Origin of the sequence: Streptomyces sp. NPDC091416, from assembly GCF_044756845.1 — a bacterium.
GTDB lineage: Bacteria > Actinomycetota > Actinomycetes > Streptomycetales > Streptomycetaceae > Streptomyces.
The window spans coordinates 864944-880729 of record NZ_JBIVTU010000002.1; the positions used below are offsets into that span (position 1 = coordinate 864944).

Annotated in this window: 13 protein-coding genes; 6 read left to right on the forward strand and 7 right to left on the reverse strand. The window is 70.0% G+C overall.

All coding sequences use genetic code 11. From position 1 onward, the window contains the following. Nucleotides 1–165 precede the first annotated feature (165 nt). From hpf to mtnA, 6 genes are all read right to left on the reverse strand, one after another. A complete protein-coding gene (gene hpf / locus ACIQMX_RS10700; protein WP_148018960.1) occupies nt 166–855 on the reverse strand; it encodes a ribosome hibernation-promoting factor, HPF/YfiA family in 690 nt (229 codons plus the stop codon). 321 nt (nt 856–1176) lie between these two features. Next, nucleotides 1177–1905 carry a ComF family protein gene (locus ACIQMX_RS10705; protein ID WP_402476431.1) on the reverse strand — a complete coding sequence of 243 codons (729 nt, stop codon included), beginning with the start codon at nt 1903–1905 and terminating at the stop codon, nt 1177–1179. Nucleotides 1906–1987: 82 nt separating this feature from the next. Beyond that, nucleotides 1988–3757 (reverse strand): LpqB family beta-propeller domain-containing protein, encoded by a 1770-nt coding sequence (locus tag ACIQMX_RS10710; RefSeq protein WP_402476531.1) that lies wholly within the window; start codon nt 3755–3757, stop codon nt 1988–1990. Nucleotides 3758–3842: 85 nt separating this feature from the next. Beyond that, nucleotides 3843–5864 carry an MtrAB system histidine kinase MtrB gene (gene mtrB / locus ACIQMX_RS10715; protein ID WP_402476433.1) on the reverse strand — a complete coding sequence of 674 codons (2022 nt, stop codon included), beginning with the start codon at nt 5862–5864 and terminating at the stop codon, nt 3843–3845. A 1-nt stretch (nt 5865) separates the two neighbouring features. Then, entirely contained in the window at nt 5866–6555 is a 690-nt protein-coding gene (mtrA, locus tag ACIQMX_RS10720) for a two-component system response regulator MtrA (RefSeq protein ID WP_005316841.1), read from the reverse strand. Between the two features lie 4 nt (nt 6556–6559). Then, entirely contained in the window at nt 6560–7705 is a 1146-nt protein-coding gene (gene mtnA, locus ACIQMX_RS10725; RefSeq protein ID WP_363068028.1) for an S-methyl-5-thioribose-1-phosphate isomerase, read from the reverse strand. Nucleotides 7706–7845: 140 nt separating this feature from the next. Here mtnA and ACIQMX_RS10730 point away from each other — a divergent pair, with 140 nt between their 5' ends. The 5 genes from ACIQMX_RS10730 to ACIQMX_RS10750 are packed head-to-tail and all read left to right on the forward strand — an operon-like array spanning nt 7846 to nt 13285. Beyond that, the gene (locus tag ACIQMX_RS10730; RefSeq protein ID WP_402476437.1) at nt 7846–9048 is read left to right on the forward strand and encodes a glycerophosphoryl diester phosphodiesterase membrane domain-containing protein; all 1203 of its coding nucleotides are present in this window, start codon (nt 7846–7848) and stop codon (nt 9046–9048) included. 4 nt (nt 9049–9052) lie between these two features. Beyond that, nucleotides 9053–9742 (forward strand): DUF4129 domain-containing protein, encoded by a 690-nt coding sequence (locus tag ACIQMX_RS10735; RefSeq protein WP_402476439.1) that lies wholly within the window; start codon nt 9053–9055, stop codon nt 9740–9742. After that, on the forward strand, nt 9739–10965 hold the full coding sequence (locus ACIQMX_RS10740; RefSeq protein ID WP_402476443.1) for a DUF4350 domain-containing protein: 1227 nt from the start codon (nt 9739–9741) through the stop codon (nt 10963–10965). The genes ACIQMX_RS10735 and ACIQMX_RS10740 overlap by 4 nt, the downstream gene beginning before the upstream one ends. Beyond that, nucleotides 10962–11963, forward strand: coding sequence for a MoxR family ATPase (locus ACIQMX_RS10745; RefSeq protein ID WP_363068020.1), 1002 nt, complete (start codon nt 10962–10964; stop codon nt 11961–11963). Before ACIQMX_RS10740 ends, ACIQMX_RS10745 begins: the two co-directional genes overlap by 4 nt. 11 nt (nt 11964–11974) lie before the next feature. Further along, nucleotides 11975–13285, forward strand: a complete 1311-nt coding sequence (locus ACIQMX_RS10750) for a DUF58 domain-containing protein (RefSeq protein WP_402476447.1) — start codon at nt 11975–11977, stop codon at nt 13283–13285. A 48-nt stretch (nt 13286–13333) separates the two neighbouring features. Here the strand turns inward: ACIQMX_RS10750 and ACIQMX_RS10755 are convergent, their stop codons facing one another. After that, complete coding sequence (locus ACIQMX_RS10755; protein WP_402476449.1) at nt 13334–14584, reverse strand: MFS transporter; 1251 nt, start codon at nt 14582–14584, stop codon at nt 13334–13336. Nucleotides 14585–14720: 136 nt separating this feature from the next. On the opposite strand from ACIQMX_RS10755, the gene ACIQMX_RS10760 reads away from it, so the two are divergent. Continuing rightward, complete coding sequence (locus ACIQMX_RS10760) at nt 14721–15686, forward strand: LysR family transcriptional regulator (protein ID WP_363068014.1); 966 nt, start codon at nt 14721–14723, stop codon at nt 15684–15686. Nucleotides 15687–15786 lie beyond the last annotated feature (100 nt).

Sequence of the window (15786 nt, forward strand, 5' to 3'; positions counted from 1 at the left end):
ACGGCCTGAAGTTCACAGACTGTCCGCCAACGGCAGTTCACAGAGCACCGATTGGCTTGGGCCGCCATGATTTCATGCCTGGACGTCGGAGCGGTGATCCCGTGGTCGCACGAGGGTGCCCCTGGGGGCGCGCAGACGCTCCAGGGGCACCACTGAGTGGTGGCGTCAGCCGCCGAGCGCGCCGCCCGCGCCGCCCGCCTCATCGGCGGCCAGCGGGTCGGTCCTCAGGTGGATGACACCGTAGTCGTAGGCGTGCCGCCGGTAGACGACACTGGGTTCCTTCGTCTCGGAGTCGACGAACAGATAGAAGTCGTGACCGACCAGTTCCATCTCGTAGAGCGCCTGGTCGAGCGACATGGGTGCCGCGACGTGCGTCTTCTCGCGCATCACCAGCGGTCCTTCGCCCTGCACCTCGAGCGAGCCGATCCTGGTGGTGGGCACGGGCTGGGCCGCCTCGTCGGCGACCAGCTCGCCGTCGCCGTTGAACGACGCCGCGTCCGGCACCATTTCACCGACCTCGGCAGCGGGGATGCGACCCGTGCCGCGGCGGCTGTAGCGCTTGTCGTGCTGCTTGCGCAGCCGCGCCTCCAGCTTGCCCGTGGCCAGGTCCAGCGCTGCGTACGGGTCGCCTGCGGCCGCTTCTGCCCGGATGACCGGCCCACGCGAGCGGAGCGTGATCTCCACCCGGTCGGAGCGGTCCGCCTGACGAGGATTCGGCTCCTTGGACACCTCCACGTCGAGGCTGATCACCTTGCCGTCGAACTTCTGGATCTTGTCCAGCTTCAGCTTCTCGGCCACGTGCTTGCGGAACCGCTCGGGCACCTCGGTCTTGCGGCCCTTGACGACGATGTCCACGCAGAACTCCGTTCCCGGATCGCTCCGCTCAGTGGCGGAGCATCTCCCTTTTGCACCAGGCCCCGGTGATGACCGGAGCCGCGGACTCGGTGACTTCCACCTCCTCCTCCCCCGTCGGCAGGGTCTCCACCCCACCGAATTCCCGGTTTCCGTACGCCGGTGGGTCACCTGCCCGAAACCTGGCGGTGCATTCGTCGAGGCCTGGCATTCACCATTCCTCACAACCGAACATAGCCTGCCGGGACGGATGTCGGCACCCGCTACTCGCGCGTACCTCCGTTCAGGTCTTTTTACCCACTCACTACCTGCAACGATGCAAGTTCAGTTCCAGTTCCGGTTTATTTCGAAGGCGGACGGAGAAGCTGCGACAACGGCCGCGTGACGCACCCCGGAACCGGTGCCCGCCCACCCGAGGTCCTCCTCGACCGCCCGGGCGGCTTCGGCCAGCGAGGCACCTGTCGTCAACAGGTCGTCCACCAGCACCACCCGTCCGGCGGCAAGCAGCCGCCCACCGCCGGCCACGACCCCCAGCGCACCCGCCAGATTCTCCCGGCGCTCACGGGCTCCCAGCCCGGACTGGTCGGCCACCGGACGCCGCTGTCGCAGCACAGCGGCCACCCTGGCCGGCGTGCCCGCACGGCGCAGCTCCGCGGCGGCCGCCAGAGCGATCCGACGGGCCGGATCGTGCCCGCGCGCGGCCACGGCCCGACGCGCCGAAGGTACGGGCACGAGCAGCAGTGGTCTCCCCGCGGGCGACGCCCCCGCCCCGGCCCTCACGGCACCTGCCAGCGCCCTTCCGGCAGCTCCGGCAAGGCCTAGTGCACCCCGCTCCTTGTGGGCCAGCAGCACCGCACGTACCGCGTTCCCGTAACCGGCGGCCGCATGCACGACGGGCAGACCGGCCGGCTCCGGATCAGGTCTCACCCGGCGGGGCGCACCGCCGTACAGCTGTGCGGCACACTCCTCGCACAGCTCTGTCCGTGGACGGCCGCAGCCGCCGCAGTCCACCGGCAGGACCAGTCCGGCGATCTCACGCCACCACCCGCGCATGGCTCCACTGTGCCCGCGTCGACGTGTCCGGACCACCCCTGTGGACAACGGCCGGCCACCACGAGGGACCCGTCCACCGAGGTCAGCCCGGGTAGACCAGCGCGGAGCCCTCCTTCAGGACCATCTGCCAGTTGTCGCCGGGCAGCAGTTTGAATATGCCGTCGTCGACCGTGTCCGCCATCAGCGGCAGCTGTTCGTCGTCCGCCGCCGCGATGGCCCGCACCTGGTTGACTCCGGGCAGCACGCCCGAGGAGGGTGTCGACCCGTCCGCCTGTACGTAGCGGACCTGCTGCACCCCTCCCTCCTCCTTGCCGATCACCACGAGGCGGCTGCCGCCCGACCATGACATCGCGGTGACATCCGCCAGCTGGGGCGCGGCACGCCGCAGGTCCACCACGGTGACCTGCTCCTTGCCCTGGGGGCCCGTCCGCTCGATCCGGCCGATCTTCAGCGTCGTACGGTCGCCCAGGGTCAGCAGCAGCGCGATGCGCACCCCGTCCGAGGACAGGCGCAGTGCCGTGATCCGGCTGCCGTCCAGGATCGGCACAGTGACCTCCTGGGGCTTGCCCGTGCCGTCGGCCAGCCACAGCAGCCGCGATCGGTCCGGGTCGCGGTCGGCGACCCAGAGGTCGCCCCGGTTGTCCCAGCTGGGGGCCGTCAGCCGGTCCCCGGCCTTCTTGGCCCTGCTCGTCACCACGGGGGCCCGGAGTTCTCCGCCGGTGGCGATGGAGCTTACGTAGAGCGCGTCCATGTTCTGAGAGAGCGCAGCCGCCGACTGCTCGTCCCGGGACACTCCGACCGCGCTCACCCGCAGCGAACCGCTGCCGAACGGGCCGGCCACCGGCTGCGGCGCGCCACTGCCCAGGGTGCTTCCCGGTATGCGCTCCACATGCCCCTTGGCGTCGACGAAGTACTGGCTGTCGGAACCACCCGACGAACCGGTGGGGGCGTACTCCTCGGCCTGGTCCGCTCCCAGCACGCACAGCGCCGACCCGTCGGACCGCTGCAGCTCGACCTGCTCGACCCGTGCGGACGTCAGGTCCCGGAGGGTGAAGAGCACCTGCGACGCCATCATCCGGCAGGAGCGCTGCCCGACTCCGTCCGCCTTCTTGTTGAGCGGGACCTGCAGCACGTTGCGGTCGTCGGGAGTCAGCGACGTGACGCCCTTCCGCAGCCCGGTACCTGCGGGGAAGCGGGACGCGACCACCGGCCGCAGCCAGTCGGTCGGCCCTCGGAGCAGACTGCGGACGGCCTGCGTCACCGTGTCCATACCGGTGGCGGGGTCGGTCCGGTTACGGATGTAGACGGGGTCGGCGACCAGCGTCGACTGGGCCTCGGTCCGCCCGGTGGCGAAGTAGAACTTGTTGACCGAACGGTAGAGGCGCTCGAAGTCGGACTGCCCGAGAACCAGGCCGTCCGGCACTCTGTCGATGCGCCATTCGTTGCCTTCCGGCCCCTTCTGCCGCACCAGATTGAGCGTTCGGGAGTAGTCGGTCGGCGGGAGCGGCTGGTACGCGTTCTGATCGTCGACCGTCGCCACCTCCTCACCGGTCAGGGTGTAGGTGACCTCGTTGGTACTGCGGTCGCTGTCATGGACCGGCCGGTCGCTCCGGTTCGGCGCGTTGGCCAGCACCGTGGTGAGCGCGCCCGGCTTCCAGTTGCTCGACGCCTTCTTCGTGAGGTACTGGCGCGTGGTCCTGAAATCCGAGTCGTCACTGGTCATCGACTCCAGAAAGCCGTCGACCACCTCGTTCGGAGTGGCGCCGTCCCGCGGCGCGACCGCGTACACCTGCACCTGGGAGTCACCGGGCTGCGAGGCGTCCACAGCCTTGACGTCCCCGGTGACAGGCATCGATCCACACGCGGAGAGCAGCACGGCGCCGCATCCCAGCAGCACGGTCGCCCCCACCGCACGTCCACGGCCGCCCTGACGACGGTCAGTGCCCACGAGTCGTGTCCTCCCGCCCCGGATCCTGCCCGGGAGAATCGTTGTGACGGTCCGGCCGCTCCCCGGCGGGACGCGGCACCACCCGTGCGCCGTTGCCCGGAAGGGCCGCCGGATGCACCGAGGCCGGTGCGGTCCGGGCGGGCATGGGGGTCCGCGCCGGTACGGGCAGCGCTGCCCGGTCCGTGCCGGCCGGCTGCGAGGGCACCGACATCAGCCGGTGCTCGCTGCTCCCGGCAGGAGCGGACGCGGCCCGTTCCCGGTTCTCACGGCTGCGCCGCGAGTCCTCGGGCTCCAGCGGTATCGGCGACCCGCGCAGCGGTTCGTCCGCCGTACGCGGCAGCGTCAGCCGGAACTGCGAACCGCCGCCGGGTTCGCCCCAGGCCTGCAGCCAGCCACCGTGCAGCCGTGCGTCCTCGACGGCGATGGACAGCCCGAGACCGGTGCCACCGGTCGTCCTGGCGCGGGCCGGGTCGGCCCGCCAGAAGCGGTTGAACACCCGGGTCGCCTCGCCGGGCTTCAGCCCCACGCCGTAGTCCCGGACGGCTACCGCGACCGCTCCGCCGGCCACGCCCATCCGCACCACGACATCGCGTCCTTCGCCGTGCTCGACGGCGTTGACCACCAGATTGCGCAGGACCCTCTCGACCCGTCGCGCATCGGCCTCGGCGATCACGGGCTGTTCGTCGCCGACCACCCGGATCCGGGTGCCCTTGCGCTCGGCCAGCGGCTCGGCGCCACCGATCACCCGTCGCACGACCTGCCGCAGATCGATCGGCTCGGCCTCCAGTGCCGCGGCACCTGCGTCGAAACGGCTGATCTCCAGCAGATCGGAGAGCAGGGACTCGAACCGGTCGAGCTGGTCTCCGAGGAGCTCCGCGGAACGCGCCGTCACCGGGTCGAAGTCGACCCGGGCCTCGTGAATGACGTCGGCCGCCATCCGCACGGTCGTCAGCGGCGTCCGCAGCTCGTGCGAGACGTCGGAGACGAAGCGCCGCTGCATCCGGGAGAGCTCCTCCAGCTGCTGGATCTTCAGCTGGAGGTTCTGCGCCATCTTGTTGAAGGCTTCACCGAGGCGGGCGATGTCGTCCTCACCGGTGACCTTCATCCGTTCCTGGAGCCGGCCGGCCGAGAGCCGTTCGGCGATCCCCGCCGCCATGCGTACGGGGGTGACGACCTGGCGCACCACGAACCACGCGATGGCCCCGAGCAGCACGACCACGAACAGACCCGCGGTCGCCAGTGTGCCCTTGACCAGGGTCAGCGACTTCTCCTCCTGCGTCAGCGGGAAGACGTAGTACAGCTGGTACGGATTGCGGTCGATGTCGTAGAGCCGCTTGCCCACGATGAGGCCGGGCTGCGGCTCCTGCCCGTTCGAGTATTTGATCCGGGAGTACGTCTGAAACGCTCCCGGGCCCTTGTTCACCGACTCCCGCAGTTTCTGCGGAATGCTCGCGGCCTCGACGCTGCCGGAGCCGCGCGGCGCGCGTGACCCTTCGTCGGCGCTGAGCGCCACCACGTTGAAGGCGTACTTCCCACCACTGGCGAGCTGGTCGACGAGCTCGGTCCGCCAGGAGTTGTTGGCCGTCGCGCCGTCCGCGGTGTCGCCACCCTGACCGGGAGGGAGCGGTGCGTTCGCCTTCTCCTGGGCGGCCACGAATCCTCCCGCGGCCTGTGTCTGGGCAGCCTTGCCCTTCGCGTCGAGCAGGCCGTTGCGCACCTGCCCGATCACGACGAGACCCAGCAGCAGCACCACACCGAGCGACATCAGCAGCGTGCCGGCGACGACCCGCAGCTGGAGGTTGCGCCGCCACAGCCGTACGGCAGGCAGCAGCGGACGCCTCACCCAGCGCATCAGCAGTCGCGGCACCGGCCCGCCGGGCGCCCGGCCCTGGAACAACCGGCCGCCCTGCAGGAAGCGCCCCACCGGAGATGACGTGTGCCCTGAACCGGCAGCCCGCTCCGCACGGACTCCCGGCTCCCCGGGCTTCGGAGCAGTGCTGCCCAGGGCCATGTCAGCTCGGTCCGGCCTTGTAACCGACGCCTCGCACGGTCACGACGATCTCCGGCCGCTCCGGGTCCTTCTCGACCTTGGAACGGAGCCGCTGCACATGGACATTCACCAGACGGGTGTCGGCGGCGTGACGGTATCCCCAGACCTGCTCGAGGAGTACCTCACGGGTGAAGACCTGCCACGGCTTGCGGGCGAGCGCGACCAGCAGGTCGAACTCCAGCGGGGTCAGGGCGATGGACTGCCCGTCCCGCTTCACCGAGTGCCCGGCCACATCTATGACCAGGTCCCCGATGGTCAGCTGTTCCGGTGCCGGTTCCTCGGACCTCCGCAAACGTGCCCTGATCCGGGCAACCAACTCCTTAGGTTTGAACGGCTTGACGATGTAGTCGTCGGCCCCGGACTCCAGGCCCACCACCACGTCAACCGTGTCGCTCTTGGCAGTGAGCATGACGATCGGCACACCGGACTCGGCCCTGATCAGCCTGCAGACCTCGATGCCGTCCCTACCGGGCAGCATGAGATCCAGCAGGACCAGGTCCGGCTTTGCCTCACGAAATGCAGCAAGTGCCTTGTCGCCGTCCGCTACGAACGACGGTTCGAACCCCTCACCACGCAGCACAATCCCGAGCATCTCGGCCAGTGCGGTGTCGTCGTCGACGACAAGGACGCGTCCCTTCATAAACGACATCATCCCATTAGCTAATCGTTACCTGCGATGACCTGGCACACAGCTCTGCCAGTCCGACCCCTGTGACCGGGGAGATTACGCCTTCCTCCGTGACGATCGCCGTGACCAGCTCGGGCGGCGTGATGTCGAAGGCGGGGTTGTACGCCGGGGTTCCCACCGGCGCCACGGGCACTCCTCCCGCGCCCCTCCCGTCGCCCCCCGATCGCGGCGGTGTGACCTCGGTCACTTCCCGGGCCGATCGCTGCTCCACAGTGATGGCCGCCCCGTCCGCGGTGTGCAGATCCACGGTCGTCGTCGGTGCCACGACGATGAACGGTACGTGGTGATACTTCGCGAGGACCGCCAGCGGATAGCTCCCGACCTTGTTGGCCACCGATCCATCGGCAGCGATACGGTCCGCCCCGATGAGCACGGCATCCACCTCGCCCGCGGCGAACAACGACCCCGCGGCGTTGTCCGTGAGCAGGCTGTACGGCATGCCGTTGCGTGCGGCCTCGTACGCGGTCAGCCGGGCGCCCTGCAGCAGCGGGCGGGTCTCGTCCACCCACAGCCGCCTGAGCCGCCCCGCCCGGTGCGCACCGAGCGCCACCGCGAAGGCCGTTCCCTCGCCCCCGGAGACGAGCGCCCCGGTGTTGCAGTGGGTCAGCAGCCGGTGGCCGCCACCGGGCAGCAACTCATTGAGAAGGGCGAGCCCGAACCGGGCCATGTGCCCGCTGGCCACGGCGTCCTCCCGGTGCAGCGCCCGGGCCTCCTCCAGCGCCACCGCAGCGGCCTGCTCCGGACCGGCTCCCTTGTCGACGGCCGCCCAGTACGCCCCGGAGGCGCGCCGCACCCCGTATCCGAGGTTCACCGCGGTGGGCCGCGCCTGCTCCAGCAGACCTGCGGCCTCCGCCACGTCGTAGCCCCGAGCGGCGGCGAGAGCCACCCCGTAGGCCCCCGCGATGCCCAGCAGCGGCGCCCCGCGCACCGCCAGTGTCCGGATCGCCTCCACCAGTGCGGGGACATCGGTGCAGGCAAGCTCCGCCTCCTCTGCCGGCAGCCTCGTCTGGTCGAGAAGCAGCAGGACGGGGCCTTCCGGAGGCTCGTCCCAGCGAAGTACGGGAAGCGCGGAGGGCTCGCTGCCCACCGGCGATTGCGCGTCCTGATCAGCCATCTGTCCAGTCTGCCCCGTGGGACGCCCCCGCAGGAAGGAACGGACGAGATACAGCGCCAGGCCCGGACGGGTGCCATGCGTGGCACGATGGCTGCCAACCTGACGCCCCGATGAGCGGACAGGACCGTGAAGGAGCGACAATGAACGACACTCCGGGCTGGGCCTCGCCCGGATCTGCCCCCTCCGACAACCAGGAGGCAGGCGTCCCCCGGCCTTCCGAGCCCGTCGACGGCAGCGGACCCGCGGGGAACTGGTCTTCCACGCAGCCGCCCGCAGGGCAGTGGTCCGCGCCGGGCAATTCCGCAGCCGGCCCCGGCACACCGCCCCCCTACCCCGGCTGGGGCGCACCCTCTCAGGGGCCCGGCTGGGGGCACCGGCCCGCTGCCGCCAAGCCCGGCGTCATCCCGCTGCGGCCCCTGGGCATCGGCGAGATCCTGGACGGTGCCGTCTCCACCATGCGCGCGCACTGGCGGACGGTTCTCGGCATCACACTCGCCGTCTCCGTGATCGCCCAGACCGGCATCCTGCTGTTGCAGCGGTACCTGCTGCCGGAGCCCCCGTCGATCGACCGGAACGCCACCGGCTCGGAGGCCCTGCGTCAGGCCACCGACGCTCTCCGCTCCAGCCTGCTCAACAGCGCTCCGCCTCTGCTCATCTCGATGCTCGCCACGATCTTCACCACCGCTGTACTGACCGTGGTGATCAGCCGTTCGGTGCTGGGCCGCTCCGTCACACTCTCCGACGCCTGGGCCGAGGCCCGGCCCCGGCTGCTTCCCCTCCTGGGTCTGACCCTCCTGCTGGCGCTGATGGCCGCGGTCATCATGACCGCCGGAATCCTCCCGGGTTTCCTGATCGGCGACACGGCGGGTGTCGGACTCGCCTTCCTCGGGTTGCTCGCCGCCGGCGGTGTGTTCCTCTGGCTCATGGTCCGTTTCTGCCTCGCCTCCCCGGCGCTGATGCTGGAAAGGCAGTCGATCACCGCATCGCTGCGGCGGTCCGCCAAACTGGTCCGCGGCGCCTGGTGGCGGACCTTCGGCATCCTCGCGCTCACCTGGCTGCTGACATTCATCGTGGCGCTCGTGATCGGCATGCCGTTCGGCCTCATCGCGATGGCGGTGGACGACGGCGACGTGAGCTCCTTCCTCACCGACGGTGCCACCAGTTTCGGCTGGCCCTTCCTGATCGTCTCCGCGATCGGCGACGTGGTCATCGCAACGATCACCTATCCTCTGTCCGCCGGTGTCATGGCCCTTCTCTACGTGGACCAGCGCATCCGACGGGAAGCACTCGACCTCGACCTCGCCAGGGCGGCCGGTCTGCCCGGCTACGACAACAGGAGCTGACACCGTGTCGGGGGCGGGTGGCACAACAGCAGCAGGGCTTCTGATCCGGGCAAGCGGCGACATACCCGTGGACACCCCACGGGTACCGGCCCGCGAAGCCGCGCGGCACGAACTGTCCAAACCGATGTACCACGAGAATGATCCGAACCCGCTCCAACGCGCTCTGGACCATCTGTGGGACTGGATCGGCGACCTCCTCTCGACCGCCTCGGGCGCTGCCCCGGGCGGACCCGTGGGACTGGTCGTACTCGTACTGATCGTGGCCGCCCTGATCGCCGCGCTCCTGTGGCGTCTGGGCACACCCCAACGCACCTCGCGAGCAGCGGACGCCCTCTTCGAGAACGGTCCCCGCGGCGCGCTGGAACACCGCGCCGCCGCCGAGGCCCACGCCGCAGCCGGCCATTGGAGCCAGGCGGTCCAGGAACGGATGCGTGCCATCGTCCGCTCCCTGGAGGAGCGTGCCCTGCTCGACGTCCGCCCCGGACGCACCGCCGACGAGGCCGCCACCGAGGCCGGCCGCACGCTTCCCGCGCATGCCACGCGGCTCCGGGCGGCAGCCCGGTCATTCGACGACGTGACATACGGCGGCCGGTCGGCCGACCAGCAGACGTATCTGACCATGCTCACCCTCGATCTCGACCTCGGGTCCGCAACGCCGCACCTCTCCGGCACGCTTGCGGGGGCTGCCGAATGACCGCGACGACCGCTCCGTCCACCTCCGCCTCCCCCACGCCACGTCAGGTCTGGGTCCGTACTCGTGGGCTCCTGCTCGCCCTCCTGGTGCTCGTCGCCGCCGGGATCGCCCTTGCCGCCACCCGCTCCGGAGACCAGCACGGCCGGCTCGACCCCCGCTCCGCAGACCGTTACGGCAGCAGGGCCGTCGCCGAACTCCTCAAGGACCGAGGCGTATCCGTCCGCGTCGTGACCACACTTCGCGCCGCCACGTCCGCGGCCGGCTCCGACACCACTCTGCTGGTCGCCGCCCCCAATCTGCTGACACCGTCTCAGCAGGACGCGCTCCGTACGGCCACCGCCGGCACAGGCGGCCGGACCGTCCTCGTCGCCGCAGGTCCGCCCTCGGCGGGCGTCCTGGCACCCGGTGTCCACGCGCGGTCCCCCGTGCCGGTCTCCGCCCGTTCCCCACACTGCTCCCTGGCCTCCGCACGCAGTGCCGGCACGGCAGAGACAGGGGGCTTCCGCTACACGTCGACCGGTGTGGGCGCCGCCGCCTGCTACCCGGCCGACGGCGTTCCCTCCCTGCTGATACTCGAACAGCCGGCCTCGGGTGACACCGTCCTGCTCGGTTCCCCCGACCTCCTCCACAACGACCGTCTGGACAACGAGGGCAACGCTTCGCTGGCCCTTCAACTCCTCGGTTCGCGCCCGCATCTGGTCTGGTACCTCCCCTCGCTCAGTGATCCCTCGGCTGCCGGCAGCGGCGGAGACGACGACGGTGGAACGGACGGCGACCGCGCGGAGGACGAAAGCAGCTTCATAGACCTGCTGCCGTCAGGCTGGATCTGGGGAACCCTCCAGCTCGCCCTCGCAGCCGTACTCGCCGCGATCTGGCGGGCACGGCGCCTGGGTCCCGTGATCGCCGAACGGCTTCCCGTGGCCATCCGCGCCTCCGAATCCACCGAGGGCCGTGCCCGCCTCCAGCGAAAGGCCAAGGCCCGCGACCGGGCTGCCGCCTCCCTGCGCAACGCCACTCGCACCCGCCTCGCCCCCCTGGTCGGCGTCTCCCCGCGCGACGCGCACAGTCCCGCGACGCTCCTCCCCGCCGTGTCCGTGCGCCGCGGCGCCGACGACACCCGCCTCCACGAACTGCTCTTCGGCCCGGTCCCTTCGGACGACGCCGCTCTCGTCCTTCTGGCAGAACAACTCGACACCCTCGAAAGAGAGGTCCGTACCTCATGAGCGCCCCGCCCCCCATTCCCGCCGGGACAACCGGGACCATCAGCGGCGACGCCGCGGCCCGCGCCTCCCTGGAAGCGCTGCGCTCCGAGATCGCGAAGGCCGTGGTCGGCCAGGATCCGGCGGTCACCGGACTCGTGGTCGCACTGCTCTGCCGCGGTCATGTCCTGCTCGAAGGCGTCCCCGGTGTGGCCAAGACCCTCCTGGTCAGGGCCCTGGCAGCGTCACTCGAACTCGACACCAAGCGCGTCCAGTTCACCCCCGACCTGATGCCGAGCGACGTGACCGGATCGCTCGTCTACGACGCCCGGACCGCCGAGTTCTCCTTCCAGCCAGGGCCGGTGTTCACGAACCTTCTGCTCGCCGACGAGATCAACCGGACGCCTCCCAAGACCCAGTCCTCCCTTCTGGAAGCGATGGAGGAACGCCAGGTCACGGTCGACGGCACTCCTCGCCCTCTGCCTGACCCGTTCCTCGTGGCAGCCACACAGAACCCTGTGGAGTACGAGGGCACGTATCCCCTCCCTGAAGCCCAGTTGGACCGGTTCCTCCTCAAGCTGACGGTCCCACTGCCGTCCCGCGACGACGAGATCAACGTCCTGACCCGCCATGCCGACGGCTTCAACCCCCGCGATCTGGACGCGGCGGGCATACGGCCGGTCGCCGGGCCCGCCGACCTGGAGGCCGCCCGCATCGCTGTCGCCGGGACCACCGTCTCCCCCGAGATCGCCGGCTATGTCGTGGATATCTGTCGTGCCACGCGTGAATCCCCTTCGCTCTCCCTGGGCGTCTCGCCCCGAGGCGCCACCGCTCTGCTCTCCACGGCCAGGGCCTGGGCCTGGCTGACCGGCCGCGACTACGTCACCCCCGACGATGTGAAGGCCCTCGCACTCCCCACGCTCCGGCATCGCATACAACTGCGGCCCGAGGCGGAAATGGAGGGTGTCACCCCGGACTCCGTCATCACCGCGGTTCTCGCCCACGTCCCCGTACCCCGTTGAGGCGGTGAATCGTGGCCCTTACCGGACGCACCGCCCTGCTCGCCGCCCTTGGGTCACTCCCTGTAGGCATGCTGGCCCCGAGCTGGACGGGCCTGCTCGCGGTCAACGCCCCGCTTCTTCTAGCAATTCTGTGCGACTACGCCCTGGCAGCGCCAGTGCGCCAGCTCCAGTTCACTCGATCCGGTGATACAACCGTTCGACTCGGCGACAGAGCCGACGTGCTACTCACCGTAGTCAACCCTTCCCGCCGCCGCCTGCGGGCACACCTCCGCGACGCATGGCCTCCCAGCAGTTGGTTCCCGGGAACGGACCAGGCGGCGTCCCGCCACGCACTGGATGTCCCGGCCGGTGAGCGCCGCCGTGTCACCACGTCTCTGCGCCCCACCCGTCGCGGCGACCGCCGGGCGGAGCAGATCACCGTCCGCTCCTACGGTCCGCTGGGGCTCGCCGCCCGCCAGGGCAGCCACCACGCCCCTTGGAACGTACGTGTCCTGCCGCCCTTCACGAGCCGCAAACACCTGCCGTCCCGCCTCGCCAGGCTTCGCGAACTCGACGGCCGTACGAGTGTCCTCACCCGGGGCGAGGGCACCGAGTTCGACAGCCTGCGCGCGTACGTCCCCGGTGACGACACCCGCTCGATCGACTGGCGGGCCACCGCGCGCCAGTCAGCGGTCGCTGTACGGACCTGGCGCCCCGAGCGCGACCGCCACATCCTCATCGTCCTCGACACCGGCCGCACGTCGGCGGGCCGGGTCGGTGATGTACCCCGCCTCGACGCGTCGATGGACGCGGCACTCCTTCTCACCGCCCTCGCGACCCGAGCCGGTGATCGCGTGGACCTTCTCGCCTATGACCGCCGGGTACGCGCCCAGGTCCGGGGCCGGGGCGCCGGTGACGTACTGTCGGCCACGGTCGACGCCTTGGCCCCGCTGGAGCCGGAACTCGTGGAGACCGACGCCCGAGGTCTGAGTGCCGCCGCGCTGACGCACGCTCCTCGGCGCTCCCTGATCGTGCTGCTGACCAGTCTTGAGGCGGCCCCTGTCGAAGAAGGGCTGCTGCCTGTGCTGCCACGGCTAACACAGCGGCATACCGTGCTGCTGGCAGCCGTGCGAGACCCTCACATCGAGGAGATGGCGGCTGCGAGGGGAACGGTCGACGCGATCTACGAGGCTGCTGCGGCAGCCCAGGCTCAGGCAGGGCGGCGACGGACAGCGGACCAACTCCGGCGTCACGGCGTGGTCGTCGTGGACGCCACCCCGGACAGCCTCGCGCCGTCTCTCGCAGACGCCTACCTGGCCCTCAAGGCGGCCGGCCGGCTGTGACGTCCCCGCCCCGGACAGGGGCGAGGGCAGGGACGAATCGCAATGAAGTCAGGCTCGGATCCCTGTCTCATCCGGCTCGTGGTGTGGCTCGCGCGCGGACCGGGGAAGCAGGAACGGGGTGAACAGCATGAGAAGACCCGCGACGGCGATCGCGGCGCGAGGACCGGTGACGGCAGCCAGCACACCCCACAGCCCGGTCATGGCAGCGACGGTCAGCTTGCTGGTGACCGACCACGCAGACAGGGTGCGGACGATCCGGTCCGTCGCCGTCTGCTCGAGCCGATAGGTGGCGAACACCGGGTTGAATACGCCCATACAGGTGATCAGTCCGAACTCGACCACGACGACGAGTACGAGCCCGGCTGCGCCGGGCTGAACGAAGGCCGGCCCCAGCGACCAGCACGCGCGCAGCGCCCCGGCGGCGAGCAGGACCCTCTGCCGCCCGAACCGTGCGACAAGCCGGCGAGCCAGCCGTGAGCCGATGATCCCGCCGACACAGGGCAGGCCGAAGGCGAGGCCGTACTGCCAGGGGGCGAACCGGAGGTCCCCGAGCATGAGGACGGCCAGCAGCGGCGAGGTTGCCATGATCAGACCGTTGACCAGGACCGTGTTGAAGAACAGAGGACGCAGGGCCGGGTGGCTCAGGATGCACCGCCATCCTTCGAGCAGGTCGCGGGGCCGGAGCCGCGGCCTGGGCGTACCCGTCCGCGCGGGGCGCGGCTCACTGCCACCGATGGCACGGATTCCTGCGGCCGAGAGCAGATAACTGACCGCATCTGCCACCACCGTCGTCACCGGTCCGAAGAATCCGATCGCCGCCGTTCCGGCCGGCGGTCCGAGCACGGTGACGGTCCAGGCCGTGGACTCGAACCGCCCGTTCGCGACGAGCAGGTCCTCCGACCGTACAAGCGTCTTCAGATACGCGCTGCCGGCCGCGGTGAAGGCGATGTCGGCCGCGCCTACGACGACGGACACGAGCAGAAGCTGCACGAAGCCGAGCAGACCGAGCGCGTACGCGACAGGTACGCTCATCAGCGCGACGAACCGGGTCAGGTCCATCGCGACCATCACCGGCCGCTTGCGGCGGAACTCCAGCCACGGACCCAGCGGCACGGCTATGACGGCTCCCACAGCGAGCCCTGTGGCGACCAGTACGGACACTTGGGCCGGCCCTGCGTGGAGCGCAAGGATCGCGATCAGGGCAAAGGCGTCGAACGCCAGCCGCGTGCCGAACCCACTGACGGCGTACGCCGCCCACAGCCACCCGAACTGCCGGCCCAACCGTCTCCTGCCCGCCATGCTCAGCCCGCCCTTGATATCTCACCGAACAAACAGAAATTGCCCGGGGAAAGCCAATCGGGCTGGACAACACCAGGTCAAACAACCAACTCGGCGCTTCTGCACAACGGTTCGTTGTGAATTAACGTGGTTCTCCATGGACCTCGCAGCCGTACGCACCTTTGCAGCCGTCGCAGACACGGGCCAGTTCCAGGAAGCCGCCGCCGAGCTTTCGATCACCCAGCAGGCCGTCTCCAGACGCATCTCCGTGCTGGAGAAGAGCCTTGGCGTACGGCTGTTCACCCGCACACCACGCGGCGCTGAGCTCACCATCGACGGGCAGGCACTCCTGCCTCACGCACGGGAGCTGCTGCGCGTCGCGGAACGTGCGGTCGCGTCCGTGCACGCCGGGCGTCGTCCGCTGCGTGTCGACGTGATCGCGTCCCGCAGTGCGCAGGCAGGCCTGATGCGCGAATTCCACCGAGCGCACCCCGAAATCGAGCTCGACGTGTTGATGCTGTTCGAGATCGAGACGGCCGTCGCCGCTGTTCGGTCCGGTGCAATCGATGCGTCATTCCGCGCCGTCTCGGCGCCCGGCCGGCGACTTCCCGAGGACATCGAATCTGCCCACGTCCTCGATGAACCGCTGCAACTCCTCACGGGCCCTGCCCACGCTCTGGCCGGCGCCAGGTCGGTGACCCTCGCGCAGCTCGCCGGACACCGGATCTGGATGCCCGGCATCGTCCCCGGCACCGAGTGGGGCGCCTACTACGACGATCTCGTCGCCGAGTTCGGCCTCACCATCGAAGCGACGGGCCCCAACTTCGGCTCCGATGCCCTCCTCGACACCATTGCCGACACCCCGGCTCTCGCCACGTTCATGGGCGAGCACACCCGCCTCATCTGGCCCGCCGGCCACGGGCTGCGGCGCATCCCGGTGACCGCCCCCACACCTGTCTATCCGCACTCACTGATCTGGCGTCGCGACAACGCGCACCCCGCACTCATCGCTCTCCGCGACTATCTCGGCTCCTCACGGACGCACCAGCCCGCTGGTGAGACGTGGAAACCTGCATGGGCCAAGGGCTCCGATACGCAGCAGCCCAGCCACGACCGCCCCTGACCGTAAACGCAGAAAAGCCCCGTGCCACAAGGGCACGGGGCTTAACTATCAAAAGGAGTTCGGCGGCGTCCTACTCTCCCACAGGGTCCCCCCTGCAGTA